This window comes from Streptomyces sp. AA1529 (assembly GCF_000280905.1).
In the GTDB taxonomy this organism is placed as follows: Bacteria; Actinomycetota; Actinomycetes; order Streptomycetales; family Streptomycetaceae; genus Streptomyces.
On record NZ_ALAP01000015.1, the window covers coordinates 165334 to 190004 of the forward strand.

Sequence of the window (24671 nt, forward strand, 5' to 3'; positions counted from 1 at the left end):
CATGGGTGCCCAGCTCAGGGTCTACAAGCGGCGGATCAAATCCGTCACTGCGACCAAGAAGATCACGCGTGCGATGGAGATGATCGCGGCCTCCCGCATCATCAAGGCGCAGCGCAAGGTGACGGCGTCGGAGCCGTACGCGAAGGAGCTGACCCACGCGGTCACCGCCGTCGCGCAGGGTTCCGACACCAAGCACCCCCTGCTGACCGAGGCGGAGCAGCCCAGGCGGGCCGCGGTCCTGCTCATCACGAGCGACCGCGGTCTGGCGGGCGGCTACAACTCCAACGCCATCAAGGCGGCCGAACAGCTCAACACGCGGCTGGCCGCCGAGGGCAAGGAAGTCGAGAGCTACATCGTCGGCTCCAAGGGCGTCGCCTACTACAGCTTCCGCGACCGGGCGGTCAAGGAGTCGTTCACCGGCTTCACCGACAACCCGAGCTACGCGGACGCGAAGGCCGTCGCCGCACCGCTGATCGAGGCGGTGCAGCGGGAGACCGCCGAGGGCGGCGTGGACGAGCTGCACATCGTCTACACCGAGTTCGTCTCGATGATGACGCAGACCGCGGTGGACGCCCGGATGCTGCCGCTCTCCTTCGCGGGGGGCGTCGAGTCCGCCGCTGAGGGCGAGGGCACCGCCAAGGGCGGTACCGCGCTCATGCCGCTCTACGACTTCGAGCCGTCGGCCGAGGACGTGCTGGACGCGCTGCTGCCCCGGTACGTCGAGTCGCGGGTCTACAACGCCCTGCTGCAGGCGGCTGCCTCCAAGCACGCCGCCACGCGCCGGGCGATGAAGTCCGCGACCGACAATGCCGAAGATCTCATCAAGTCGCTGACACGGCTTGCCAACGCGGCCCGCCAGGCCGACATCACCCAGGAAATCAGCGAGATCGTCGGTGGGGCGAGCGCGCTGGCTGACGCTAACGCGGGGAGTGACCGCTAACCATGACCACCACAGTTGAGACGGCCGCTGCGACGGGCCGCGTAGCCCGGGTCATCGGCCCGGTCGTCGACGTGGAGTTCTCCGTCGACGCCATGCCGGACATCTACAACGCGCTGACGGTCGAGGTCCTCGACCCCTCCGAGGAGGGCAAGCGCAAGACGCTGACCCTCGAGGTCGCCCAGCACCTGGGCGAGGGCCTGGTCCGCGCCATCGCCATGGAGCCGACCGACGGCCTGGTCCGCCAGGCCCCGGTGACCGACACCGGCACCGGCCTGACCGTGCCGGTCGGCGACGTCACCAAGGGCCGGGTGTTCAACACCCTCGGCAAGATCCTGAACGAGCCGGAGGCCGAGTCCGAGGTCACCGAGCGGTGGGCGATCCACCGCCAGGCCCCCAGCTTCGACCAGCTCGAGTCCAAGACCGAGATGTTCGAGACCGGTCTGAAGGTCGTCGACCTGCTGACCCCGTACGTCAAGGGCGGCAAGATCGGCCTGTTCGGCGGCGCGGGCGTCGGCAAGACCGTCCTCATCCAGGAAATGATCATGCGTGTGGCCAAGCTGCACGAGGGCGTTTCCGTGTTCGCCGGCGTCGGTGAGCGCACCCGTGAGGGCAACGACCTCATCGAGGAGATGAAGGAGTCCGGCGTGCTCCCGCAGACCGCGCTGGTCTTCGGGCAGATGGACGAGCCGCCGGGGACCCGGCTGCGGGTCGCGCTGGCCGGTCTGACCATGGCGGAGTACTTCCGCGATGTGCAGAAGCAGGACGTGCTGTTCTTCATCGACAACATCTTCCGCTTCACCCAGGCCGGTTCCGAGGTCTCCACCCTGCTGGGCCGGATGCCCTCCGCGGTGGGCTACCAGCCGAACCTGGCGGACGAGATGGGTGTGCTCCAGGAGCGCATCACCTCGACCCGCGGCCACTCCATCACCTCGATGCAGGCGATCTACGTGCCCGCGGACGACCTCACCGACCCGGCTCCGGCGACGACCTTCGCGCACCTGGACGCCACCACGGTGCTCTCGCGTCCGATCTCGGAGAAGGGCATCTACCCGGCGGTGGACCCGCTGGACTCCACCTCCCGGATCCTGGACCCGCGCTTCGTCTCGCAGGACCACTACGACTGCGCCGAGCGCGTCAAGGGGATCCTGCAGAAGTACAAGGACCTGCAGGACATCATCTCCATCCTCGGCATCGACGAGCTGTCCGAGGAGGACAAGCTCACGGTGTCCCGCGCCCGCCGGATCGAGCGCTTCCTGTCGCAGAACACCCACGCGGCGAAGCAGTTCACCGGTCTCGACGGATCGGATGTCCCGCTGGACGAGTCGATCGCGGCCTTCAACGCGATCGCCGACGGCGAGTACGACCACTTCCCCGAGCAGGCGTTCTTCATGTGCGGTGGCCTGGAGGACCTCAAGGCCAAGGCGAAGGAGCTCGGCGTCTCCTGACGTCGGGCCCCGGCATCCCGGCGCATCCATGTGCCCCCGTGCGCGGTCGCGAGCGACCGGGTGCGGGATGTGCGCCGGTCGTGCTCCGCGGCGGGGGCGGGTGGAGTACCCGCCCCCGCGCCGCACCCCGTATCCTTTCCCCATCCCAGTCTGAGGAGCCACAGTGGCTGAGCTGCACGTCGAGTTGGTCGCGGCCGACCGCAAGGTCTGGTCCGGCGAGGCCAGCCTGGTCGTCGCGCGTACCTCCTCGGGTGATATCGGCGTCATGCCCGGCCACCAGCCGCTGCTCGGTGTGCTGGAGTCCGGCCCGGTCACCATTCGTACGACGGGCGAGAGCGGCAACGGCACCGTCGTCGCCGCGGTGCACGGCGGGTTCATCTCCTTCGCCGACAACCAGCTCTCGCTGCTCGCCGAGATCGCCGAGCTGACCGACGAGATCGACGTCGAGCGGGCGGAGCGTGCGCTGGAGGACGCGAAGTCCCAGGCGGACGCCGACGCCGAGATGCGCGCCGATGTCCGGCTGCGGTCGGTGACGGCCGCACGCTGACGTCAGTCGCGTCACATCCGGCGCACGACGACCCTCAGCCGCGGGCGGTCCCGGAATTTCCCGGGTCCGCCCGCGGCTGAAGCCATACCGCAGGGTTTGAGAGACTTGTCGCGCGGCAGGTCCCGAAGAGAGCGAGGAGGTCGGTGACGATGGCCCTTGCTCTGCTGCTGTGCGGCGTGGTCGTCCTGCTGGTGGTGGCGGGACTCCTCGCCTTCGGCGTACGCCGCCGGCTCATCCAGCGGTCCGGCGGAACGTTCGACTGCAATCTGCGCTGGGCGGTCTCCGAGGGAGAGGCCGACGACCCCAAAGGAAAAGGCTGGGCGTACGGGATCGCCCGCTACAACGGAGACCGGATCGAATGGTTCCGCGTCTTCTCCTATGCCCCCAGGCCCCGCCGCCATCTGGTGCGCGGGGCCATCGACGTTCTGGAGCGGCGCTCCCCGCTGGGCGAGGAGGAGCAGGCGCTGCTCTCCGACGCGGTGGTGCTGGCCTGCGCCGTCGGCCCCGACCGGGTGCGGGTCGAGCTCGCCCTGAGCGAGGACGCGCTCACCGGCTTCCTCGCCTGGCTGGAGGCCGCACCTCCCGGCCAGCGGGTGAACGTGGCCTGACTCGGCCGTACGGCTCGCGCCGGGCGCGCGGCCCCCGGCCCCCGGCCCCCGGGCCGGAGGTCCGGCGGGACCGCTGCGGCTACGGCGCCCCGACACCCCACTCCTGGGCGCGTACGGCGGCCTGGGTGCGGCTGCGCAGTTCCAGCTTGGCGAGCAGCCTGCTCACATGGGTCTTGACGGTGGCCTCCGCCATGGTGAGGCGGTCGGCGATCTCGGCGTTGGACAGGCCCCCGCCCAGGCAGCCGAGCACCTCCCGCTCCCGGCGGGTGAGTTCGGCCAGCCCGGGCGGCGGTGCGGCCGGGGCGCCGGGGGAGCGGGCGCCGCCCGGCGCCGCGGAGCCGGCGAACTCGGCGATCAGCCGCCGGGTCACGGCAGGTGCGATCATGCCCTCGCCGCGTGCGACGGTGCGCACCGCCGCCACCACCTCGGCCGCCTCGCTGTCCTTGAGCAGGAACCCGGCGGCGCCCGCGCGCAGCGCCCCGAAGACGTAGGAGTCCAGGTCGAAGGTGGTGAGCACCAGGACGTCGGCGAGCCGGTCGCCGGTGATCTGCCCGGTGGCAGTCACCCCGTCCAGGCGCGGCATCTGGATGTCCATCAGCACCACGTCCGGGGTCAGCTCCCGGGCCAGCCGGACGGCCTCCTCGCCGTCCCCCGCCTCACCGACGACGTCGATTCCGGCGGCGTTGCGGAGGATGAGCACGAGCCCCGCGCGTACGGCCTGCTGATCCTCGGCGATCAGTACGCGGATGGTCCGTTCAGCGGTCACGCTCCGGCTCCCTCTTCTCGTGCTTCTCGGATGTCCCGTGCTTCCCGGGCCGGCGTGCGGAGCCGTCGGCGGCCGAGCCGTCGACGGCCGGTTCCGCCTCGTGCGGGGCGGGCAGCACCGCGTGCACCTGCCAGACCCGCTCCCCGGCCGCGCCGTCCGCGGGCCCCGCGGTCAGCTCGCCCTCCAGCAGTTCGACCCGCTCCCGCATCCCGACCAGGCCCGCACCCGCGCCGGGCGCGCGCGGGGCGCCGTCGTCCACCGGAGTGTCGCCCAGCGGACTGCGGACCCGGATGCCGAGGGTGTCCGGGCGGGCCGCGTCCCGGTCGAGTGCCACGGTGACGGCGCCGGGGGCCGCGTGTTTCAGCGCGTTGGTGACGGCCTCCTGGACGACGCGGTAGGCGGCCAGTTCCACGGGGGCCGGAAGGCGCTCGCCGCGGGGCCGGTGGTCGGCCAGGGCGAAGGTGCGGCCGTCGCCCGCCATGGCCCGGGCCCGCCGCAGCAGCGCCTCCAGCCCCTCCAGCGAGGGCGTCGCGGTCGGCTCCTCGGGACCGTCCGCGTTGCGCAGCAGCCCGATGAGGCGGCGCATCTCGGCCAGGCCCTGCACGCTGTTCTCCCGGATGACGCCCAGTGCGTCCCGGGTGGCGCCGCCGGCGGCCGGCTCCGGGAAGGAGAGCGCCGCCGTGGAATGGATGGCGATGGCCGAGAGGTGGTTGGCGACGACGTCGTGCAGTTCACGGGCCATCCGGGCGCGTTCGGCACCGACCGCCTGCTTGCGGTCCAGCTCCGCCAGCAGTGCGGTCTGCTCCGCCCGCAACCGCTCGGCGGCCGCTTTGTCGCGGTGGTTGCGGATCATCTCGCCCGAGGTGGTGGGCACCACGAGCACTCCGGCGCAGGCGGCTCCGACCAGCAGCATCTCCGGGTTCCGGAAGGCGATCAGCAGACCGGCCGAGACCAGCACGCTGACCACGACCGAAGTCCGCAGCACGGTGCGGGAGAGCCGGGCCGAGCCGTAGAGCACCGCGGCGTAGAGGACGTCGGTGAACAGCACCATGGTCGCCAGCAGCGACCCCACCGTCAGGTCGGCGACCTCGGCGACCGTGCCCAGCAGCAGCGGGTACGGCTGCCCGAACCGCCGGGACAGCGTGGCCAGGCACATCGCGGCGAGCGGCAGCAGGACCAGCCAGCGCGGTCCGGTCTGCCACAGCGGTCTGCTGTTCAGTTCGAACGCCCACAGCAGCAGCCCCCCGGCGGCACCGGCGGCCGCGACCAGCACGTCGTCCCGGTGCGGACGGGGTCCGCGCGGGGTACGAGCGGCCCGGGGTATGGCTGCGGCGGCGATCACGACTCCAACAGGTCACGGCCCTCCGGGAGAGAGCGTCCCTTCCGCGGGGCGAGCATCCGGGTGTCCGTCCGGCGCGACGGTCGCGGGCTCGCGGTTCCGGAACCCGGCCGGTGGGACGCCTCCGGACTTCCCCGGCGGGACCCCTGCGGATTCCGTCCCCCGGCCGACTCAGCCTATCCGGGTCCGCTGTGGCGGCCCTCGTCCGCCGGTGCGAACAACCGGAGGCCGGGGACTGCATCGAAAGATGCAGTCCGGGCCGCCCCGAATCGTCGCGCGCGACGACGCCGCGGGCGGTTCCCGGGCGCCACAGTGGTCAGGCGCGTCGGGACCGCCCCGCCGCGGACCGGGATACCGGCGGCCGGCCGCGCCGCCGTCGTCCTCCCCTCGTCCCAGGGCCGTGTCGAGAAAGGCTCCGCCTGTGATCGTGACTCTGATCGTCGTCTGCGAGGTCGCCTTCTGGGTGCTGCTCGCCGTGGGCCTCGCCCTGCGCTATCTCGCGAAGCGGCCCCGTGCCGGTGCCGTCGTGCTGCTGTGCGAACCGCTGCTGGAGGTCGTGCTGCTGCTCGTCACCGCGGTCGACCTGCGCAACGGTGCGGAGCCGGACTGGAAGCACGGGCTGGCCGCCGTGTACATCGGGTTCACCGCCACCCACGGCCACTACCTGGTCAGGTGGGCGGACGGCCACGCAGCGCACCTGCTCGGCAAGGGGCGGCGCCCGGCCAGGCCGCCCCGCCACGGCATGGCGCACACCGTGCACGAGTGGAAGATGTGCGGGCGCGCCATCGGCGCGGCCGTCATCGCCGCCGCCCTGCTGCAGGCCGCGATCTGGTACATCGACGACGCGTCGCAGGCCGCGCCGCTGCGCGAGTGGCAGAGCCGGATGGGCGTGGTGGCCGGTATCAGCCTGCTGATCGCGGTCAGCTACACGATCTGGCCCAGGCGGCCGAAGCGTGCGGACGAACACGCACACGCACACGCACACGCACACGAACCCGGACCCGGACCCGGACCCGGACACGGGCAGCGGGCCGAGCGGTTGGAGCGCTCCGGGCCGCCGCGGCCGACGCGCAGGCCAGGTCACGCGGAGTCCGGGTCCGAGCCCTGGCCCGCGCAGTCCGATGCCGGTCCCGGACGCACGGAGCCGGAGACCGAAGCGAGGCCCCCGGCCGCCCATCGGCATCCCGAGGGGCGGGCGGACCCGTCGGCCGCGCGGGTCCGGGAATAACCGCCGGGCGCGGGCCTGCGCCGCTCGGAGGCTCACCCGTGCCGCGGCGCAGGGCGCCGCGAGCGCGTCAGGCGTCGGGATCGCGGCCCGGGACGTCCTTGGAGTCGGGCTTCTCCAGGGCCTTCAGGGTGGCGCGGGTGTCGGTCTTCAGCCACTCGGTGACCGTGTCGGCGGACGGCGGGTCGGCGTCCTCGTCGATGCCGCCGCCGAACCAGCTCCAGCGCATCTCGTAGGTCATCCACCCCGCGCGCACGGTCAGCTTGAGGCTGCCCAGGCTGCTGCCCCGCTCCTCCTTGATCAGGTACGCCTCGTCGCCGAAGCCGTCCACGGAGGTGACCTCGTACTTGTACGTGCGGGACTTCTGGTCCTCCCACACCTGCTGCCGGGAGGCGAACTCCCCGCTGGGATCGGACCTCTTGTGCCACTCCACGGTGGTGCTCACGTACGTGGTCGGCGGAGTGCTGGACGTCTCGCCCTTCTTGGTCATCGTGCGGCTGCACTGGCTGACGTCGTACCCCTTCTGCCGGGAGGAGTAGCCGTCGGGGTAGTCCGAGGAGGTGTCCTTGAGCTCGTAGTCCTCCTTGAACGAGGCGAGTTCCGCCGTCTCGCACATGTCGTGGTGGAAGCGGTAGCCGCGGAAGTCGGCCGTGTCCTTCTCCAGCGCCCCCGTGGCCATCAGCGTCGCCGCCCAGGTGACCGAGGCGACCACCACCCCGCCCAGCGCCCACAGCCAGCGCGGCCCGCCGCCGCGTCCCGGCCCTGTCGGGGGCTGCCCGGGCGGGCCGGGCGGCGGAGTGGACGGCTGCGCGTACGGGTTGAACTGGTACGCGGGTGTCCCGACGGATGTGGGCTGCTGTGAGAAAGGCTGCTGCGGCTGTGCCCCCGGTATGGCCATGCACGCACAGTACCCGGTTCCCCTCGGCGGCAGACTGCTGGCTACAGGTCTGTGACCTGCGGAAGCCGGGCGGTGAACGCTTCCAGGGCGGCGAGGCTGCCGGCGGTGCCGGTGTGCAGATGACCGGCCATTCCCAGCGCCCGGGCGGCCTCGACGTTCTCCGGGACGTCGTCGACGAACAGCGCGTCCCCGGCGGCGGCGCCGAGCAGGTCCAGGGTGTGGGTGTAGATGCGCGGATCGGGCTTGGCGAAGCCCACTTCGCAGGAGAGCACGACCGCGTCGGCCACCGGCAGGTGCGGGGCCAGGTTCGGGCGGGCATCCGGCCAGGCGTTGCTGACGAACGCCGTACGCGCGCGGCCCCGCAGCGCGGCCACCGCGTCCAGCAGCGCCGTGTCCCACACCGGGTCGCCGGCCAGGTCGTGGCGCAGTTCGGCCACGGCTGCCGAGTCCAGGCCGAGCCGCTCGCGGACGACGGACCACCACGCGGCGCCGCTCATCCGCCCCACGAGCACCTCGGTGTCGTTGCCCGCGTAGACGGCCGTGACGATGTCCCGCTCGGAGCGGCCCAGCCGCGCCGCCCACTTGGCGGCGGCGGCCGGCAGCTTGTCGGCGACCAGCACCCCGCCCAGATCCATCAGCAGCGCGGGCCGTCCCCGCGCGGGCCGGGCGCCGGGTGGGTTCACCGCTCGCCGCCCGGCACCCACAGCACGTCGCCGACCGGCTTGTTGGCCGTCCGCGCCAGGATGAACAGCAGGTCGGAGAGCCGGTTGAGGTAGGTCGCCGGCAGCGGGTTCATCGTCTCGCCGTGCTCCTCCATGGCTGCCCAGGTGGAGCGCTCCGCCCGCCGTACGACGGTGCACGCCTGGTGCAGCAGCGCCGCGCCCGGGGTGCCGCCCGGAAGGATGAACGAGCGGAGCTTCTCCAGTTCCTCCAGGAAGCGGTCGCAGTCGGCTTCCAGCTTGTCGATGTAGCTCTGCTCGACCCGCAGCGGCGGGAACTCGGGGTCGTCCACGACGGGCGTGGACAGGTCGGCGCCGACGTCGAACAGGTCGTTCTGCACCCGCAGCAGGACGCTGCGGACCGGCTCGTCCAGTCCGCCCATGGCCAGTGCGACGCCGATCGCGGCGTTCGCCTCGTTGGCGTCGGCGTACGCCGCGATCCGGGTGTCGGTCTTGGCGGTGCGGCTCATGTCGCCGAGTGCCGTCGTGCCCTTGTCGCCGGTGCGGGTGTAGATCCGCGTGAGGTTAACCATGCAGCGAGCGTAGCCCGCACCCGCCGGCGGGGAAGGGCGCCGCCGGGGGAGTCCCTAGGCGCCCGCTCTGCGGAACACCCGGGTGCCCAGCGCCAGCGCGGCGGCGGCCAGTGCCACAGCCACCGCCGTGCCGAGTGCCAGGGTGCCGTCCGCGTAGTCCCCGGTGTAGGCGTCGCGCACGGCCTCGACGACGTACCGGAACGGTACGCAGCGCGAGACGGCGTCCAGCCAGCCCGGCGCCAGCGTCATCGGCAGCAGGACTCCGGAGAGCAGCATCGCGGGCATGTTCAGGGAGTTGATCACCGGTGCGAACTCCTGGGGAGTGCTGACCCGCATCGCCAGCGCGTAGGACAGCGCGGCCAGGGCCGCGGCGAGCAGCCCGACCAGGGCGAAGCCGAGCAGGATCCCGGTCAGCGGCGCGCGCAGTCCCATCGCGACGCCGGCCAGGACCAGCAGGGCCGACTGCACGGAGAGCTGGAGGACGTCGCGCACGAGCCGGCCCAGCAGCAGCGCGAGCCTGCTCACCGGGGTGACCCGCATCCTCTCGACCACGCCGTGGTGCTTCTCCATCAGGAGGGTGAATCCGGCGAAGGCCGAGGAGAAGAGACTGAGCTGGACGAGGAGTCCCGGCACCAGGGTCTGCCAGGAGTCGCCGTCCCCGCCGATGCTCAGGTCCTCCAGCAGGGGCCCGAAGAACAGCAGGAAGAGCAGGGGTTGGAGGAGGCCGAAGAGCAGTCCGAGCTTCGATGCGGCCGTCTGCCGGATGCAGCGGCCGGCGATGATCCGGATGTCGGTCAGCAGCTGGTGCACAGCGGGGTGGTCCGTTCTCTGCGGAGGCGGTCGGCGGTCGGGGGGATTCAGACGGCGACGGGGGCCTGTTCCTCGCGCGGGACGGGCCGCCCGGTGACCGCGAGGAACGCCTCGTGCAGTCCGGCCTCGGCCGAGCCGCCGTAGGTGCGCCGCAGCTCCGCGGAGCTGCCCTGTGCCGCGATCCGCCCGTCGGCCACGATCACCAGCCGGTCGGCGAGCGCGTCGGCCTCGTCCAGGTGGTGCGTGGTGAGGAAGACGGTCACACCGCGTTCGTCGCGCAGCCGCCGCACCAGCCGCCACACCTCGGCGCGGCTGCCGGGGTCGAGTCCGGTCGTGGGTTCGTCGAGGAAGAGCAGCGCCGGGTCGTGCGTGAGGGCCATCGCGATGTCGAGCCGGCGCCGCTGCCCGCCGGAGAGCGCGCCGCAGGGGCGGTCGAGCAGGCCGGTCAGGTCGAGGTCCGCCGCCAGCTCCCGGGTGCGGCGTGCGGCTGCGCTGCTGCTCAGCCGGTAGAGCCTGGCCTGGGTGGTCAGTTCCTCGTGGACGCGCACGGCGGGGTCGGTGCCGCCGGCCTGGGCGACGTATCCGATGCGCCGCCGTACCCCTCGGGGGTCGGCCCGCAGGTCGTGCCCGGCGACGGTCGCCGTGCCGGAGCTGGGCGGCAGCAGTGTGGTGAGCATCCGGAGCGTGGTGGTCTTGCCTGCTCCGTTGGGGCCGAGGAAGCCGAGGATCTCGCCCTGCTCGACGGTGAGGTCGATGCCGCGGACGGCTTCGACGGTGCGGGGCGTGCGGGGTGTGCGGGACAGGCGGAACGTGCGGGATCCAGGGGACTTGGTGCGGAACGTCCGGGTCAGCCCGGAGGTCCGGATGGCTGCTGGCATGACACCCAGAAAAACAGAGTGACTCAAAATTTGCAATGACTCCAAAATTTCATCGGCACCACACCCGGCCTACGATGGAGCCATGACCAGCACCGCACCCCAGGAGGGCCGCAGGGAACGGAAGAAGCGCGAGACCCGGCTGCGGATCTCCGACATCGCCACGGGACTCTTCCTCGACCGCGGCTTCGACGCCGTGACCATCGCCGAGATCGCGGAGGCCGCCGACGTCTCGGTGAACACGGTCTACAACTACTTCCCGACCAAGGAGGACCTCTTCTTCGACCGCGCAGAGGAGGTGATCGACCGCCCCTCCCGGTTCGTGCGCGAACGGCTGCCGGGCCAGTCGGCGGCGGACGCGGTGCTGGGCAGGCTGCGTGCCGAGATCGAGGACCGCAGCGTCTACGCCGGGATGATGGAGGGCTACGACGCCTTCATGCGCTGCATCCACGGGGCGCCCTCGCTGCTGGCCCGGATGATGCTCATGCAGTACCGCACCGCCGAGCGGCTCACCGAGACCCTCGCCCAGGAGACCGGCGACGACCCCGAGGACCCCATGCCCCAGCTGGTCGCGGGCGAACTCGTGCACATCTCCAACCAGCTCTTCCGGGGTGCGACCCGGGCCATCGCCGCCGGGATGTCACCCGAACAGGCGGCGCTCGCCGCGCTCGGGAAGCTCGACACCTACGAGGGGCTCGTCTCCGAGCGCTTCCTCAAGTACGCGGTGCGGCCCGGCTGATGGGACCGGCGGCAGGGTGCGGCGCGCGGGGTGTGACGTCCGCCATGTGAGACGTGATACGTGTCTCTTCGCCTCCCACACCCCGCCGGGAGGCGCTAATGTCCGCCCAACGAACGGTCATTCACAAGGCGCCGGGCACGCCCCCGCAGCGGGCGTGCGGGCCGGCGCGACGAAGTGAGGGTGAAGAACGTGGCGAAGAAGCTCGCCGTCATCGGAGCCGGACTCATGGGCTCCGGAATCGCACAGGTCTCCGCTCAGGCGGGCTGGGACGTGACGCTCCGCGATGTGACGGACGAGGCGCTCGCCCGCGGCAGGGACGGGATCAAGGCGTCGTACGACAAGTTCGTCTCCAAGGGCAGGCTCGACGCGGCCGACGCGGAGGCCGCCCTCGGCCGGATCACCACCACCACCGACCTGGAGGCGGTGTCCGAGGCGGATGTCGTCGTCGAGGCCGTCTTCGAGCGGATCGAGGTCAAGCGCGAGATCTTCGCGGCCGTCGACAAGCTCGCCCGCGACGAGGCCGTCCTCGCCTCCAACACCTCCGCCATCCCGATCACCAAGATCGCGGCGGCCACCGCCCGGCCGGAGCGGGTCGTGGGCACGCACTTCTTCTCGCCCGTGCCCATGATGGCGCTGTGCGAGCTGGTGCGCGGCCTCAAGACGAGCGACGAAACCCTGGCCACCGCACGGGAGTTCGCCGAGTCGGTCGGCAAGACCTGCGTCGTCGTCAACCGGGACGTCGCCGGCTTCGTCACCACGCGCCTGATCTCGGCGCTCGTGGTGGAGGCCGCGAAGCTCTACGAGTCCGGCGTCGCCTCGGCCGAGGACATCGACACCGCCTGCCGGCTCGGCTTCGGCCACGCCATGGGCCCGCTGGCGACCGCCGACCTGACCGGGGTGGACATCCTCCTGCACGCCACGGAGAACATCCACACCGAGTCCCAGGACGGCAAGTTCGCCCCGCCCGAGCTGATGCGCCGCATGGTCGACGCCGGGGACCTGGGCCGCAAGGCCGGGCAGGGCTTCTACCAGCACTGACCTCGGGGCCGGTGCGGTCGGGGGCGGCGCCGATCCGCCCGCCCCTCGGCCGTACCGGCCCCCGCCGCGTGCGGCCCGTCCGGGAGCGGCGCGCGCGGCCCGGCCGGAGCGGGGAGGTCGGGCCGGACGGCGGCCGGATCGTCGCCCGAGGCACCCGTGGGGGTGAAACTCGGTATCGGTCCGGAAACGGACGGCAACTCCGCCGCTGTGGCACCAGTCATCCGCAGTGGGACTGCACCAGCATGAGGAATCACGCCACGGACACCACGCCGGGAGCACATATGCATATCAGGGGCGACCACGCCGAGCTGGTCGTCGGAGGTCGTCTCGACGTCCGCAGCGCGGCGGACGCCCGTACGGTCCTGCACGCAGCCGTCGACTCGGGCGACGGCGACCTCGTGCTGGACCTCGCCGAGCTCGACTCGTGGGACGCCACGGGGCTCGGGGTCATCATGGGCGCACACCGCCGCGCGGGACGCTGCGGCCGCAGACTCGTCCTGCGCAAGGTGCCCCCGCAGATGCGGCGCCTGCTGGTGGCCACCCGGCTGCACCGGATCCTGGCCATCGAGACCGCCGCGCCGGGCGCCTCCCCGGCCGCCGGAGCCCGCCCCGGGCAGCCCGGTATCCTGGCGAAGCCATGACAGCCGGGCCGGTACCGCCCTCACGCGCCGTCGCTTCCTGGACAATGGGGGCCGTGCGCCGGACCGGCCCCTCCCGGTCGGCCGATCGCGCCACCTGTTCTTGGGAGACATGACGATGGAACGGCACGGCAGCGACCGTCCCGCACACGGCGACGAGCAACCGTCCACCAGCGGTGGGACCAGCGGCGAACAGGTCCGGGCCGTCCGGCTCGTCGCCGACCGGTACCTCGTGACGGTCAACCCGGTCGACGGCAGCGAGGTGGAACCCAGCCCTCCCGGCACCGAGCACGACGCCCCGCGCAAGCGCGCCCTCCGGGACCGTCCGGTCCAGGAGGCCACCGCCGCCGCGGCGCTGCCCCCCGGCAGCCTCCTGGAGCGCGACGAGGAGCGCGAACGGCTCTCCCGGCTGCTCTCCCGCGGCCGCTCGGTCCGGCTCACCGGGCCCGCCGGATCCGGGCGCACCGTCCTCCTGGACGCCGTCGCCGAGGACGTCGCCACCCTGGCCCCCGACGGAGTGGTCCGGCTCAACGGGTACCGCCGCACCCCCAGCGATCTGCTGTACGACCTGTTCGCCGCGGTCCACGACGCCCCCCAGCACCGCCCGGGGAAGGCCGAACTGGACAGCGCACTGGGCGGGATCGGCGCCGTCGTGCTCGTCGACGACCTGGAGTTCGGCGGTGCGGCGCTCGACGACCTGCTGCGGGCCACCCCCGAATGCGCCTTCCTGTTCACCGCCACGCCCGAGGCACCCGCGCCCGCTTCCGGCTCCGGCCTCGAAGAGGTGTTCCTGCCCGGACTCAGCCGCACCGCCTGCCTGGAGCTGCTGGAGCGGGCCGTGCACCGCCAGGCCACCGACGGCGAGGCCGACTGGGCCGCCGACCTGTGGTTCGGCTCCGAAGGGCTGCCGCTCCGCTTCGTCCAGGCCGGCGCGCTGCTGCGGCTGCAAGGCGGCGAGAGCGTCGTCGCCGACCTGCCGGACGACGTGGCACTCGCCCCCCTGCTGGCCGCGGCTCTCTCCGAGGCGGGCCGCGAGACGCTGCGGCTCGCCCTCGCGCTCGGCGGAGAGCTGCCGCACGCCGAACACCTGCCGGCCCTGATCGGCGATCCGCAGGCCGCGGACTGCCAGGGTGAACTGCTGGCCGCCGGACTGCTCAGCCCGGCCGGCGACCACTTCAAGCTCGCCGCGAACTGCGCCGCGGAGCTGACCGAGGCCGGGCACGCCGAGACCGCCATTCCCTACGCCCTCACCGCCGCTCAGCACTACAGCTGGTGGGCGGGGCAGACCACCGTCACCGCCGACCGCATCGCGCTGGAGGCCGACCCGCTGCTCGCCGCCGTGCGCGGCGCACAGCGCACGGGCAGCGCCAGCGCCGCCGTACTGCTCGCCCGCACCGCGGCGCCGGTGCTGGCCGCGGCGATGCGCTGGAGCGCCTGGGAGCGAGTGCTGCGCGCCGGCCAGGAGGCGGCACGGGCTTCCGGGGAGGTCGCCGAGGAAGCCTATTTCCACCACGAGCTGGGCGTGCTGGCCCTCGCCGCCGGCAACCCCGAGCGGGCCCGCTCCGAACTGGAGACGGCCCTGGGGCTGCGCGGCACACTGGCCGAGCAGCGGGGGACGGTCGCGGGCCGCAGGGCCCTCGCGCTGGTCACCGACCAGCTCGCCGCCGGGGCCGGGGCGCCGGGCGGTGCCGCCGTGGCCGGTGCACCGACGCCGGGCACACCGCGGGCCGCCGCCGACGCCACCACCACTCCGGTGCTCTCGACCGCCGCCGCCCAGCAGCAGCCGGGCGCGACGCTCGTCTCCCCCTCGGACGGTGCGCAGGACGCGGCATCCCCGGCCGGCGGCACCGCCTCCGCGAGCCGCCGGCACGGCACCGCGCGCGGCTGGCGCGCCTTCACGAGCAGCAGGCGGAACCTGGCGGCGGCCGGTGCCGGCGCCCTGCTGGCGGCCGTGCTCGGCACCGTCGTCACCCTGGGCACCGTCTCCGACGAGAGCCCGCCGGACTCCGTGCAGCCGGACTCGGCGACCTCGCAGGACGACGAGGACAACGCCCCCGGCGACGCCGCGCCGGAAGACGGCGGCCGGAGCGGGCAGCCGGACCAGCGGCCCGTCGCGGACCGGCCCTCGCCGGACACGGACAGCCCCTCCTCCTCGCGGGAGGCCGGGAAACCGGGGGAGGAGCCCAGTTCCGCCAAGAGCTCCTCCGAAGCCCCCGACGACCCCAGCAGCCCGCACGAGCCGCCGTCCTCGCCGGACGATCCGCCCTCCTCGCACCGGCCCCCGTCCTCCTCGCCGGAGGACCCGCCCACTTCCGAGGACCCCTCGCCCACCCCCAGCGACGACCCGACCTCCGAGGACCCGCCGAAGACACCCTCCGGCGGCGCGGACAACACCACCACCCAGACCGGTGGCGAACCGCAGCGGTCGCCCAGCGGCAGTGCGGATGCGAGCGCGCCCGAACCCTCGGCGTCCTGAGGCGCGGTACGGGCGGCCCGCACGGGCCCGCCCGGCGGTGTCGTCGCGGTCTTCCGCGGTTCCGCGGTCTCCTGCGGTTCTCTGCGGCTTCCTGCGGTCTTCCGCTCCCGCGCACGCGGGCGCCTGCACCCGCCTGCACCCCCCTGCGGGCGCAGCACAGCGCCCACCGGCCGCCTCGGCGGTCCGGTGGGCGCCGACGCCGGTGAGCGCCGCGGCGCGGCTCAGAACAGCCGGAGCTTGTCGTCCTCGATGCCGCGCAGACCGTCGTAGTCGAGGGTGACGCAGGAGATGCCGCGGTCCGCGGCCAGCACCCTGGCCTGGGGCTTGATCTCCTGTGCGGCGAAGACGCCCTTGACGGGGGCGAGATGGGGATCGCGGTTGAGCAGCTCCAGATAGCGCGTGAGCTGCTCCACGCCGTCGATCTCCCCGCGGCGCTTGATCTCCACGGCGACCGTCGTCCCGTCGCTGTCGCGGCCCAGGATGTCGACGGGGCCGATCGCGGTGGGGAACTCACGGCGGATCAGGGACCAGCCCTCGCCCAGCGTCTCCATCCGGTCGGCGAGGAGTTCCTGGAGGTGCGCTTCCACGCCATCCTTGATCAGCCCCGGATCGGTGCCCAGTTCGTGGGAGGAGTCGTGCAGTATCTCCTCCATCGTGATGATCAGTTTCTCGCCCGCCTTGTTCTCCACCGTCCAGCGCTGGTCGTCCCCCTCTTTCAGGGTGCACGGGGGAGACATCCAGTTGAGGGGCTTGTACGCCCGGTCGTCGGCATGGACGGACACCGAGCCGTCCGCCTTGACCAGGATCAGCCTGGGTGCGGCGGGCAGATGCGCGGTGAGCCTGCCGGCGTAGTCGACCGAGCAGCGGGCGATGACGAGACGCATGGTCGGTCACGCTACTCGACCGCCGCCACCGCGCGCGATTCGCCCCCGGATGGGGTGTTCGGCAGTGGCGCGAGTATTCCCATTCTCGTGCTGCCCTCACGTCCGGAGCCGTACGGTAAGGCTGGACGTCGCCGTACGAGGTTGCGCGACTACACGGTGATGTCTTTTCACCCCCAAGAGACCCCGGCCCCAGGGCCCGGGTCGCGAGAGGAGAACCCCATGTCGCTCGACGTCCCACCTGCGCTTCTGGACCAGGCAGAGCGTGGCGAGGTGGATGAGGCGGCGTTCGTCGACTGCGTCCGCACTTCCCTCCCGTACGCGTGGGAGATGGTCAGTTCGCTCGTCGCGCAGTTGAAGGTGGACGGCGGGGAGTTCGCCGACAACCAGACGCCGCCCCCGGACGAGCAGCACCGTGGCCAGTTGCTCCGAGCGCTGGCCAGCGACGCGATCCGCGGTGCCCTGGAGCGGCACTTCGGGGTGCGGCTCGCCTTCCAGAACTGCCACCGGGTGGCGGTCTTCCCGCTGGACACGTCGGCTGACGACCGGCTCGCCCGCTTCACCTCCATACGCGGGCAGCTCCTCAACCAGTCGCCGGAGCTGCGCGACTGCTGAGCGGCCCGCGCGACTGCTGAGCGTCGGGGCCGTGTCCGTTGCGGCGGTGGGGACCCACCGCCGCAACGCCGCTGTGCCCTGCGGCAGTCCGCCGCCGCCCGGCAACACCGTCCGGCTGCAACGTTTTTCGGCCTTTGCGGGAGGCCGCGCCAGGGATCGGATACCGGGCCGCGGCGCGGCCATCAGACGAGCAGCGGCAGCACCTCGTCGGCCAGCAGCTGGACGTTCCGCAGCGTGCCGTCCCGCTCGCCGGTGCCCTCGACCAACAGCGCGAACCGCTCGATCCCGGTGCGCTCGGCCGTCGCCGCGAGCCGTTCGGCGCACAGCCGGGGCGAGCCCACCGCGTGCAGCTCGCACAGCAGTTCCGTGTACGCGAGCGGGTCCCGCATGGAGCGGGGGCGGCCGTCCACGGTCACATGCTGCCCCAGGCCCTCCTGCAGCCAGCCGGGCATCGCCTTGGTCAGCGCCTGCCGCGCCTCCTCGTGCGAGTCGCCCACCTGCACGACCCCGGCCGACACATGCCGCCGGGCGGCCGCCGAGACCGCCTCCGGAGCGTGTCCGGCCGCCAGCGCCGCGCTGCGCCACAGCCGCGTCATGTCCGCCTTGTCCGCGTCCCCGCAGTGCATGCCCAGCAGCATGGGCAGCAGCCGTTCCGCGGCCAGCCGGACGGTTCCCGGCGAGGTGCAGGCGACGACCACGCCGGGCCCGGTACCCGCACCGGGACCGAGCTGCCCGGCCGGTTCCGGGCGCGGCACCACGGCCACCTCGCGGAAGCGGTAGCGCTCGCCGTCCGCGCCCACCCGCGGCTCGCTCAGCCAGCGCAGCAGCAGGTCCAGCGCCTCCGGGAAGCCCTCCTCGAACGCCTGGGTCCCGCCGCCGAAGACCTCCAGATCCACCCACGGGCCGCCGCGCCCGACCCCGAGCGTGAAGCGCCCCTCGGAGAGCAGGTGCAGCAGCGCGGTCTGCTCCCCGAGCGCGACCGGGTGCGCGTTGGGCAGCACGCTGACCGCGGTGCCGATGCCGATCCGCCGGGTGCGTCCCAGCAGCAGCGCGGCGAGCGTCACCGCCGAGGGGCATACGCCGTACGACACGAAGTGGTGCTCGGCGAGCCAGACGTGGTCCAGCCCCGCCCGCTCGGCGGTCTCCGCGACACTCACGACCCGGTCCAGCGCCTCGCCCTGCTGCTGGCCCGGGAACTGCGCGCCCAGGACGAAAGCTCCAACCTGCATTCCCCACCGCTCTCATGGCTGCCCGCGGCCGGTCCGGTCCGGGCGGGCGTTCGGCAGGACCGGACACCCCATCCAGCACTAACGGCGCACGGGGTGCCGAAGGCACGGTCCGGAGCGCTGTTCATCGGATGAACGCCGACGCGCTCGCACCTGTGGACGGGGGCGTGCGGTCGTCGGTCCTCTGCGTAGGCTGGAAAATACCGGGCCGCCACACCCCACGGCAGCAGAACCGCGCGTACCGCACGCCGTACCGTGACCGGCCGGGAACGCGCCCATCGCCGTCGACCCCAGAGGTGCCCCCGTGTCCCCGCGTCGTAACCGCTCCCGCAGCGGCGCCGTCAAGTCAGCCAAGGCCGCCCGCACCGGATCCGGGACCCCGGGTGGCGGGGAGCGCGAGGGGCGGGAGCGGTTCGGGGTGCAGCGCACGGAGGACTGGCAGGGCGAGGAGTGGGCCGTCCGGCAGATAAGCGGGGGCGCGGCGGTCAAGCACTACCGGTGCCCCGGCTGCGACCAGGAGATCCCGCCCGGCGTCCCGCATGTGGTGGTCTGGCCTCTGGATGGCGACGTGGCCGACCGCCGGCACTGGCACCGCGCCTGCTGGAACGCGCGGGACCGCCGGAGCGCCAGGCTCCAGCGGTCCCGCAACGCACCGCGCTACTGACGCGGCTCCGCGGACGCGACGGGGCCCGCGCGGGGCGCCGCCGCACGCGTCCTACACGTCGCGCTTGTTGAGCAGCGCGTAGGCCGCCGCGAGGACGACCAGCGTGACGACCGCCAGGCCGCCCAGCAGCGGCCATCCGGTCGTGTCCTGGTCCTCGCTCATCGGGATCCGGTAGAGGGAGGCCAGCCCGTTCAGGGGCGAGTACTCCAGCAGCATCCTGCGGACGTCCTGCAGTGCCTCGCCCACCATGAACAGCGCCATCACCAGCGGCAGCAGCACCACGCCCAGCATCGTGGTGATCGCGCCGGCCGAGTGCCGCAGCAGCGCGCCCACCGCCAGCGACAGCAGCCCCAGCAGTGCCACGTAGAGCCCCGCGCCCACCGTGGCGCCCAGCCACTCGCCGCCCGAGGCGACGACCTTCCCTCCTTCGAAGGACCCGCTGAAGTCCTCGGCGTTCACGTACGAGGGACGGGTCTGGTCGCCCAGCAGCGCGGAGTTGATCAGCGCGGTGAGCGTGCAGGCCAGGGTCGTGGTCACGAAGGCCAGCCCGAAGAAGACCACCGCCTTGGCCAGCAGCACCCTGCCGCGCTGCGGGCAGGCGGTGAGGGTGGTGCGGATCATGCCGGTGCCGTACTCGGAGGTGACCACGAGTACGCCGAGCGTGATCACGCAGATCTGCCCGAGCATCAGCCCGAACAGTCCCCCGGCCAGCAGCGGCTGGCCGGTGAAGTCGTCACCGCTCAGTCCCAGCGCCGTCAGGAAGCCGATCCCGACGACGAGTGCGAACATCAGACTGAGCGTCCACACGGTGGAGCGGACGGTGCGGATCTTCGTCCACTCCGAGACCAGCGCGTGGCCGAGGTGGGTGCGCGCCATCGGGATGGGCGAGCTGTAGGGGGCGATCCCGTTCGGCCAGTTCGCCTGCGCCGCCTGCTGCTGCGGCGCACCCGGAGCCGCCTGGCCGTCGTGCTGCTGGATGCTCATCAGGCGTCCTCGCCTTCGTTCTTGGCGCTGTCGGCCGCGCTGCCGGGGGTGGTGCCGGGGCCGGCGGCGGGCGGGTTCCCGGCCGGTGGGCCGACCGGGGGCGCGGGACTGTCGGTCGCGTACGGATTCGGGGCGCCCGAGCCGCCCGCCGGGGCCTGCGGCGCCCGCATCTGGAGCGTGCCCCCCTCGGGGGCGCGGGGCTGCGGCGGAACCGCGGGCGGCGGGCCCTGCGGTGCGGGAGCGCCCTGCTGCGCTGCGGGAGCGCCCGGCTGCATCGGGGCGCCCGGCTGCATGGGGGCGCCCTGCTGCTGCGGCGGGCCGTACGGAGCCGGGTGCGGGGCACCCTGTGGCGCCGGCGGCATCTGCGGCGCCGCGGCCATCCCCGGAACCGCGGCCGCCTGCGGCGGCACCGCTCCCGGCCCGGCCGCTCCCGGCGCTCCCATCGGCTGCTGCAGGCCGGAGCGCATGTCGGCCGTCGAGCGGTAGTCCACCGAGCCCTGTGTGAGGCGCATGTACGCCTCCTCCAGCGACGCCTGGTGCGGCGACAGCTCCCACAGCCGTACGTCGGCGCCGTGCGCCAGATCGCTGATGCGGGGCAGCGGGAGCCCGGTGACGCGCAGCGCCCCGTCCTCCTCGGGCTGCGCCTGGCCGCCCGCCTCCTGGAGCGCCGTCAGCAGCTTCTCCCGCTGTTGCGGCTCACCGTCGGGGGTGCGCACCCGTGCGAAGCCGATGGAGTTGTGCTCGATGAACTCCCGCACCGACATGTCGGCCATCAACTGCCCGCGGCCGATGACGATGAGGTGGTCGGCGGTCTGGGCCATCTCGCTCATCAGATGGCTGGAGACGAACACCGTCCGGCCCTCGGCGGCGAGCTGCCGCATCAGGTTGCGGACCCACAGGATGCCCTCCGGGTCCAGGCCGTTGACCGGCTCGTCGAAGAGCAGCACCTGCGGGTCACCGAGCAGCGCCGCGGCGATGCCCAGCCGCTGGCCCATGCCCAGCGAGAACCCCTTGGAGCGCTTCCGGCCGACGTCCTGCAGTCCCACCACGCCCAGCACCTCGTCGACCCGGCGGGCCGGGATGCCGGAGAGCTGGGCGAGGGAGAGCAGGTGGTTGCGGGCGCTGCGCCCGCCGTGCACCGCCTTCGCGTCGAGGAGCGCGCCGACCTGGCGGGGAGCGTTGGGCAGCCCGCGGAAGGCGTGGCCGCCCACGGTGACCTGGCCGGACGTCGGTGTGTCCAACCCCAGGATCATGCGCATCGTGGTCGATTTCCCGGAGCCGTTGGGCCCCAGGAATCCGGTCACGGCTCCCGGCCGTACCTGGAAGGACAGGTTGTAGACGGCCGTCTTGGCGCCGTAGCGCTTCGTCAGGCCGTACGCCTCGATCATCCTTTGCCCCTGGACGCAGTTCGGGGCTCGTTCGCCCCCGGACATGGGCTAGGAGGCTACGGGGCGGGGAATCGGTTCCCTACGGCGCCCCCTGGCAGCGCGCACGCCCCTGGCCGGGCGCCCTCCCGCAAGGCGCGCATACCCGCCCGCAGCGCGCACGCCGGGGACAGCGCACGCCGGGGCGACGCGCACCCGGGTCCGGCGGGGCGACGCACCTCCGGGCCCGGTGGCCGGGCCGGCCACCGGCGGGGCTCAGGCGTCGCGCTTCTTGAGGACGAGGAAGCCCGCCAGTAGTGCGGCGGCCGTCCAGGCCACCATGATCAGCAGCCCTTCCCAGGGCCCGTACGGCCGGTTCAGGGTGTCCGGCACCACGGCCATCACCGTCGTCCCGGCCTGGTCCGGGAGGTACTGGCCGACCTTCTTGGTCGCCTCGACGTTGCCCAGGATGTTCGAGATCAGGAAGAAGAACGGCATCAGGATCGCGAACGCCAGCAGCGGGCTGCGCAGCACGAAGGTGATCCCCACGGCGAACATCGCGATCAGCGCCATGTAGAGGCCGCCGCCGACCACCGCGCGCAGCACGCCCGCGTCGCCGATGCCCACCCCGTGCGAGCCGAGCAGCGCCTGGCCGAGGAAGAACGCGCAGAAGCTGGTGACCATCCCGACGACCAGGACCAGCGCCCCGGCGATCAGCACCTTGCTCCACAGGAACGTGCCCCGCTGCGGAACCGCGGCCAGCGAGTTGCGGATCATGCCGGTGCTGTACTCGGCCGAGACGATGAGCACACCGAACGCGATCATGGCGAGCTGCCCGATGCCCATCCCCGCGAAGCTGGTGTAGGTGGCGTCGAACGTCATCCGCTCCGAGCCGGACATGTCGTCGAAGGTGGACGCGGTCACCCCGCAGATCAGGGCCCCCAGGCCGACCGAGACGAGCAGCGCGGTGGCCAGCGTCCAGACGGTGGAGCGGACGGAGCGGACCTTGGTCCACTCGGACTTGAGTACCCGCGTGCTGTGGCTCATCCTCGGCGCCCCTTCCGGTCCTGCCAGTCCTCGCCCCACGCCGGAGGCGGCTGGGCCGGGCCCGGAGGGCTCTGCGTGCCGTCCGGAGGCGGCGCCGTCCCCTCCTGCGGCACCGGCGCCGGGGGCGCGCCGCCGGGTGCGGCGGCGTGGTACTCGACGCTCTGGGCCGTCAGCCGCATGAACGCCTCCTCCAGGGAGGCCCGCTGGGTGCTCAGCTCGTGCAGCACCACGCCGTGCTCGGCGGCCAGTTCGCCGATCCGGGGTGCGTCTCCGTCGTCCACCTCCAGGGCGCCCTCGGCACCCGGTGCCGGACGCAGCCCGGCCTCGGTGAGGAGGTCCCGCATCCGCTCCGGCTCCGGGGTGCGCACCCGGACGTGGGTACGCGAGTTCTCGGCGATGAACTGCGACATCGAGGTGTCCGCCAGCAGCTTGCCCTGGCCGATGACGATGAGGTGCTCGGCGGTCTGGGCCATCTCGCTCATCAGATGGCTGGAGACGAACACCGTCCGGCCCTCCCGGGCCAGCTGCTGCATCAGCGTGCGGATCCAGTGGATGCCCTCCGGATCCAGCCCGTTGACGGGTTCGTCGAACATCAGGATGCGCGGATCGCCCAGCAGTGCCGCCGCGATCCCCAGCCGCTGCCCCATGCCCAGGGAGAACCCCTTGGGCCGCTTGCGCGCCACCTCCCGCAGGCCCACCATCTCCAGCACCTCGCCGACCCGGCGCTCGGGGATGCCGTTGGACTGCGCCAGGCACAGCAGGTGGTCGTGGGCCCGGCGCCCGCCGTGGACGCCTTTGGCCTCCAGCAGCGCGCCGATGCTGTGCAGCGGCTCACGCAGCTCCGGGTAGCGCTTCCCCTCGATCCGGACGTCCCCCCGGGTCGGCTCGTCGAGCCCCAGCACCATGCGCATCGTCGTCGACTTGCCCGCGCCGTTCGGGCCCAGGAATCCGGTGACCGTACCGGGACGGACGGTGAAGCTGAGGCCGTCGACGGCCAGCTTGTCACCGTATCTCTTGGTGAGATCCCGCAACTCGATCATTCTTCGACGCTAAGGGCCGCCCCCCGCTCCCGCCACTCGTGCGCATTATCCGCACATCATCCGCACACGCGAAACGCATCACTCCGGAGTCGGCCGGACGGCGGTGTGCCGCGTGTCGTAGAGGCACACACACGCCGCGCGGGGCCGGCGGGGCTGCTGGAACCCCACCGGCCCCGCGCGGCGGGAACGGCGGACGGGCACGTCGTACGGCCGCGTCACGCAGCGGACGCGGCGGAGGACGGCGCCCCCCGGCGCGGACGCTCAGCGGGACTGCTGAGCCGGCACCGAGCGGCCCGCGGCCTCCTCGTCGGTGGCTTCCTCGGCGCCGGGCTGACCCGCGGCCGCCACGGCCGCGCCGGTGAGCGTGGCCAGCATCTCGCGCACGTTGGTGAGCTGCGCGTTGATGCTGTCGCGGCGGTTGGTGAGGGCGGCCAGCTCGCGCTCGGACTCGCTGCGCACCCGGTCGGCCTTCGCGTTGGCGTCCGCCACGATGTCCTCGGCCTGGCGCTGCGCGGTCTCGACGGTCTGCCGGGCGCGCCGCTCCGCGTCCGTGCGCAGCTTCTCGGCCTCCAGCCGGAGCTGCTCGGCGCGGTGCTCGATCTCGGCCAGCCGCTTCTCGGCCTTGGCCTGCCGGGAGGCGAGGTCGCGCTCGGACTGCTCGCGCCGCTTGGCGAGGTTCGTCTCGAAGTCCGCGGCGGCCTGGGCCGCCTTGGCGCGGGTGTCCTCGAAGAGCGAGTCGGCTTCCTCGCGCTTGGACTGCGCGTCCTTCTCGGCCTCGCTGCGCAGCGAGGCGGCCTCGGTCTTCGCCTTGTCGACGATGCCCGAGCCCTCTTCCTCGGCCTTCGCCTTGCGCTCGGCGGCGAACGCCTCGGCGTCGTTGCGCACCTGCTGGGCGGCGCCCTCGGCGAGCTCGCGGTGCTGCTCGGCGGCGCGACGGGCCTCCTCACGCAGGTCCTTGGCCTCTTCCTCCGCGAGCCGGAGGATCTTCTCGACACGGGCGCCCAGCCCGGCGTACGACGGCTCCGAGTCGTTGACCTGAGCCTGGGCATTCTGCGTTTCGAGGTGCAGCTCCTCGATGCGCTTTTCCAGAGAGGTGATACGGGCCAGGGCGCTGTCACGGTCGGCGACGAGCTTCGTGATGCGGTCGTCCACCTGCCCGCGGTCGTAGCCACGCCGCACGAGCTCGAAGCCGAAGGGGGAGGAAGTGTCGCTCATGGGGTTCCTGTCGAGTCAGACGGGTTATCAGACGGGGGA

General features: G+C 72.9%; 24 protein-coding genes and 1 pseudogene. 11 read left to right on the plus strand and 14 right to left on the minus strand.

Annotated elements, in window-relative coordinates:
* The first annotated feature begins 1 nt into the window (after position 1).
* From A949_RS0103515 to A949_RS0103530, 4 genes are all read left to right on the plus strand, one after another.
* The gene (locus tag A949_RS0103515) at positions 2–940 is read left to right on the plus strand and encodes a F0F1 ATP synthase subunit gamma (RefSeq protein WP_019354623.1); all 939 of its coding nucleotides are present in this window, start codon (positions 2–4) and stop codon (positions 938–940) included.
* 2 nt (positions 941–942) lie between these two features.
* The gene (gene atpD, locus A949_RS0103520) at positions 943–2385 is read left to right on the plus strand and encodes a F0F1 ATP synthase subunit beta (RefSeq protein ID WP_019354624.1); all 1443 of its coding nucleotides are present in this window, start codon (positions 943–945) and stop codon (positions 2383–2385) included.
* 163 nt (positions 2386–2548) lie between these two features.
* A complete protein-coding gene (locus tag A949_RS0103525; protein ID WP_019354625.1) occupies positions 2549–2932 on the plus strand; it encodes a F0F1 ATP synthase subunit epsilon in 384 nt (127 codons plus the stop codon).
* A 149-nt stretch (positions 2933–3081) separates the two neighbouring features.
* On the plus strand, positions 3082–3540 hold the full coding sequence (locus A949_RS0103530; protein ID WP_019354626.1) for a DUF2550 domain-containing protein: 459 nt from the start codon (positions 3082–3084) through the stop codon (positions 3538–3540).
* A gap of 79 nt (positions 3541–3619) precedes the next feature.
* Here the strand turns inward: A949_RS0103530 and A949_RS0103535 are convergent, their stop codons facing one another.
* Together A949_RS0103535 and A949_RS0103540 are read right to left on the minus strand one after the other, a co-directional pair.
* Positions 3620–4306, minus strand: a complete 687-nt coding sequence (locus tag A949_RS0103535; RefSeq protein WP_019354627.1) for a response regulator — start codon at positions 4304–4306, stop codon at positions 3620–3622.
* Entirely contained in the window at positions 4296–5648 is a 1353-nt protein-coding gene (locus A949_RS0103540) for a sensor histidine kinase (RefSeq protein ID WP_019354628.1), read from the minus strand. Before A949_RS0103540 ends, A949_RS0103535 begins: the two co-directional genes overlap by 11 nt.
* Before the next feature lie 418 nt (positions 5649–6066).
* Here A949_RS0103540 and A949_RS32325 point away from each other — a divergent pair.
* Positions 6067–6663 (plus strand): annotated as a pseudogene (locus A949_RS32325) (hypothetical protein); the annotation flags it as partial.
* A 277-nt stretch (positions 6664–6940) separates the two neighbouring features.
* On the opposite strand, the gene A949_RS32330 reads toward A949_RS32325, so the two are convergent.
* Genes A949_RS32330 through A949_RS0103570 form a run of 5 tightly spaced genes read right to left on the minus strand, consistent with a single transcriptional unit; the run spans position 6941 to position 10708 of the window.
* Positions 6941–7768 carry a hypothetical protein gene (locus A949_RS32330; RefSeq protein ID WP_237735724.1) on the minus strand — a complete coding sequence of 276 codons (828 nt, stop codon included), beginning with the start codon at positions 7766–7768 and terminating at the stop codon, positions 6941–6943.
* 41 nt (positions 7769–7809) lie between these two features.
* Positions 7810–8451, minus strand: a complete 642-nt coding sequence (locus A949_RS0103555; RefSeq protein WP_237735725.1) for an HAD family hydrolase — start codon at positions 8449–8451, stop codon at positions 7810–7812.
* Entirely contained in the window at positions 8448–9020 is a 573-nt protein-coding gene (locus A949_RS0103560) for a cob(I)yrinic acid a,c-diamide adenosyltransferase (protein WP_019354632.1), read from the minus strand. Before A949_RS0103560 ends, A949_RS0103555 begins: the two co-directional genes overlap by 4 nt.
* Before the next feature lie 54 nt (positions 9021–9074).
* Complete coding sequence (locus A949_RS0103565) at positions 9075–9830, minus strand: ABC transporter permease (protein WP_019354633.1); 756 nt, start codon at positions 9828–9830, stop codon at positions 9075–9077.
* 47 nt (positions 9831–9877) lie between these two features.
* The gene (locus A949_RS0103570) at positions 9878–10708 is read right to left on the minus strand and encodes an ABC transporter ATP-binding protein (protein ID WP_019354634.1); all 831 of its coding nucleotides are present in this window, start codon (positions 10706–10708) and stop codon (positions 9878–9880) included.
* Between the two features lie 82 nt (positions 10709–10790).
* On the opposite strand from A949_RS0103570, the gene A949_RS0103575 reads away from it, so the two are divergent.
* The 4 genes from A949_RS0103575 (at position 10791) to A949_RS0103590 (ending at position 15596) form a co-directional block, all read left to right on the plus strand.
* Positions 10791–11444, plus strand: coding sequence for a TetR/AcrR family transcriptional regulator (locus tag A949_RS0103575; protein ID WP_019354635.1), 654 nt, complete (start codon positions 10791–10793; stop codon positions 11442–11444).
* Positions 11445–11633: 189 nt separating this feature from the next.
* Entirely contained in the window at positions 11634–12482 is an 849-nt protein-coding gene (locus A949_RS0103580; protein WP_026004309.1) for a 3-hydroxyacyl-CoA dehydrogenase family protein, read from the plus strand.
* Between the two features lie 281 nt (positions 12483–12763).
* Positions 12764–13123, plus strand: coding sequence for an STAS domain-containing protein (locus A949_RS0103585; RefSeq protein ID WP_019354637.1), 360 nt, complete (start codon positions 12764–12766; stop codon positions 13121–13123).
* A 109-nt stretch (positions 13124–13232) separates the two neighbouring features.
* Positions 13233–15596: an ATP-binding protein gene (locus A949_RS0103590; protein WP_019354638.1), complete on the plus strand. Its 2364-nt coding sequence runs from the start codon at positions 13233–13235 to the stop codon at positions 15594–15596.
* 221 nt (positions 15597–15817) lie between these two features.
* Here A949_RS0103590 and nucS read toward each other — a convergent pair whose 3' ends face one another.
* Positions 15818–16480, minus strand: coding sequence for an endonuclease NucS (nucS, locus tag A949_RS0103595; protein ID WP_019354639.1), 663 nt, complete (start codon positions 16478–16480; stop codon positions 15818–15820).
* A 219-nt stretch (positions 16481–16699) separates the two neighbouring features.
* Between nucS and A949_RS0103600 the strand changes: the two genes are divergently transcribed.
* On the plus strand, positions 16700–17092 hold the full coding sequence (locus A949_RS0103600) for an SCO5389 family protein (protein WP_019354640.1): 393 nt from the start codon (positions 16700–16702) through the stop codon (positions 17090–17092).
* 182 nt (positions 17093–17274) lie between these two features.
* Here the strand turns inward: A949_RS0103600 and A949_RS0103605 are convergent, their stop codons facing one another.
* Complete coding sequence (locus A949_RS0103605; protein ID WP_019354641.1) at positions 17275–18321, minus strand: LLM class flavin-dependent oxidoreductase; 1047 nt, start codon at positions 18319–18321, stop codon at positions 17275–17277.
* 301 nt (positions 18322–18622) lie between these two features.
* On the opposite strand from A949_RS0103605, the gene A949_RS0103610 reads away from it, so the two are divergent.
* Entirely contained in the window at positions 18623–18982 is a 360-nt protein-coding gene (locus tag A949_RS0103610; protein ID WP_019354642.1) for a hypothetical protein, read from the plus strand.
* A gap of 51 nt (positions 18983–19033) precedes the next feature.
* Here the strand turns inward: A949_RS0103610 and A949_RS0103615 are convergent, their stop codons facing one another.
* From A949_RS0103615 to A949_RS0103635, 5 genes are all read right to left on the minus strand, one after another.
* The gene (locus A949_RS0103615) at positions 19034–19966 is read right to left on the minus strand and encodes an ABC transporter permease subunit (RefSeq protein WP_019354643.1); all 933 of its coding nucleotides are present in this window, start codon (positions 19964–19966) and stop codon (positions 19034–19036) included.
* Positions 19966–21354, minus strand: coding sequence for an ABC transporter ATP-binding protein (locus tag A949_RS0103620; RefSeq protein WP_019354644.1), 1389 nt, complete (start codon positions 21352–21354; stop codon positions 19966–19968). The genes A949_RS0103615 and A949_RS0103620 overlap by 1 nt, the downstream gene beginning before the upstream one ends.
* Before the next feature lie 252 nt (positions 21355–21606).
* Positions 21607–22377, minus strand: a complete 771-nt coding sequence (locus A949_RS0103625) for an ABC transporter permease (RefSeq protein WP_019354645.1) — start codon at positions 22375–22377, stop codon at positions 21607–21609.
* On the minus strand, positions 22374–23417 hold the full coding sequence (locus tag A949_RS0103630; RefSeq protein WP_019354646.1) for an ATP-binding cassette domain-containing protein: 1044 nt from the start codon (positions 23415–23417) through the stop codon (positions 22374–22376). Before A949_RS0103630 ends, A949_RS0103625 begins: the two co-directional genes overlap by 4 nt.
* A 261-nt stretch (positions 23418–23678) precedes the next feature.
* The gene (locus A949_RS0103635) at positions 23679–24632 is read right to left on the minus strand and encodes a cellulose-binding protein (protein ID WP_019354647.1); all 954 of its coding nucleotides are present in this window, start codon (positions 24630–24632) and stop codon (positions 23679–23681) included.
* Positions 24633–24671 lie beyond the last annotated feature (39 nt).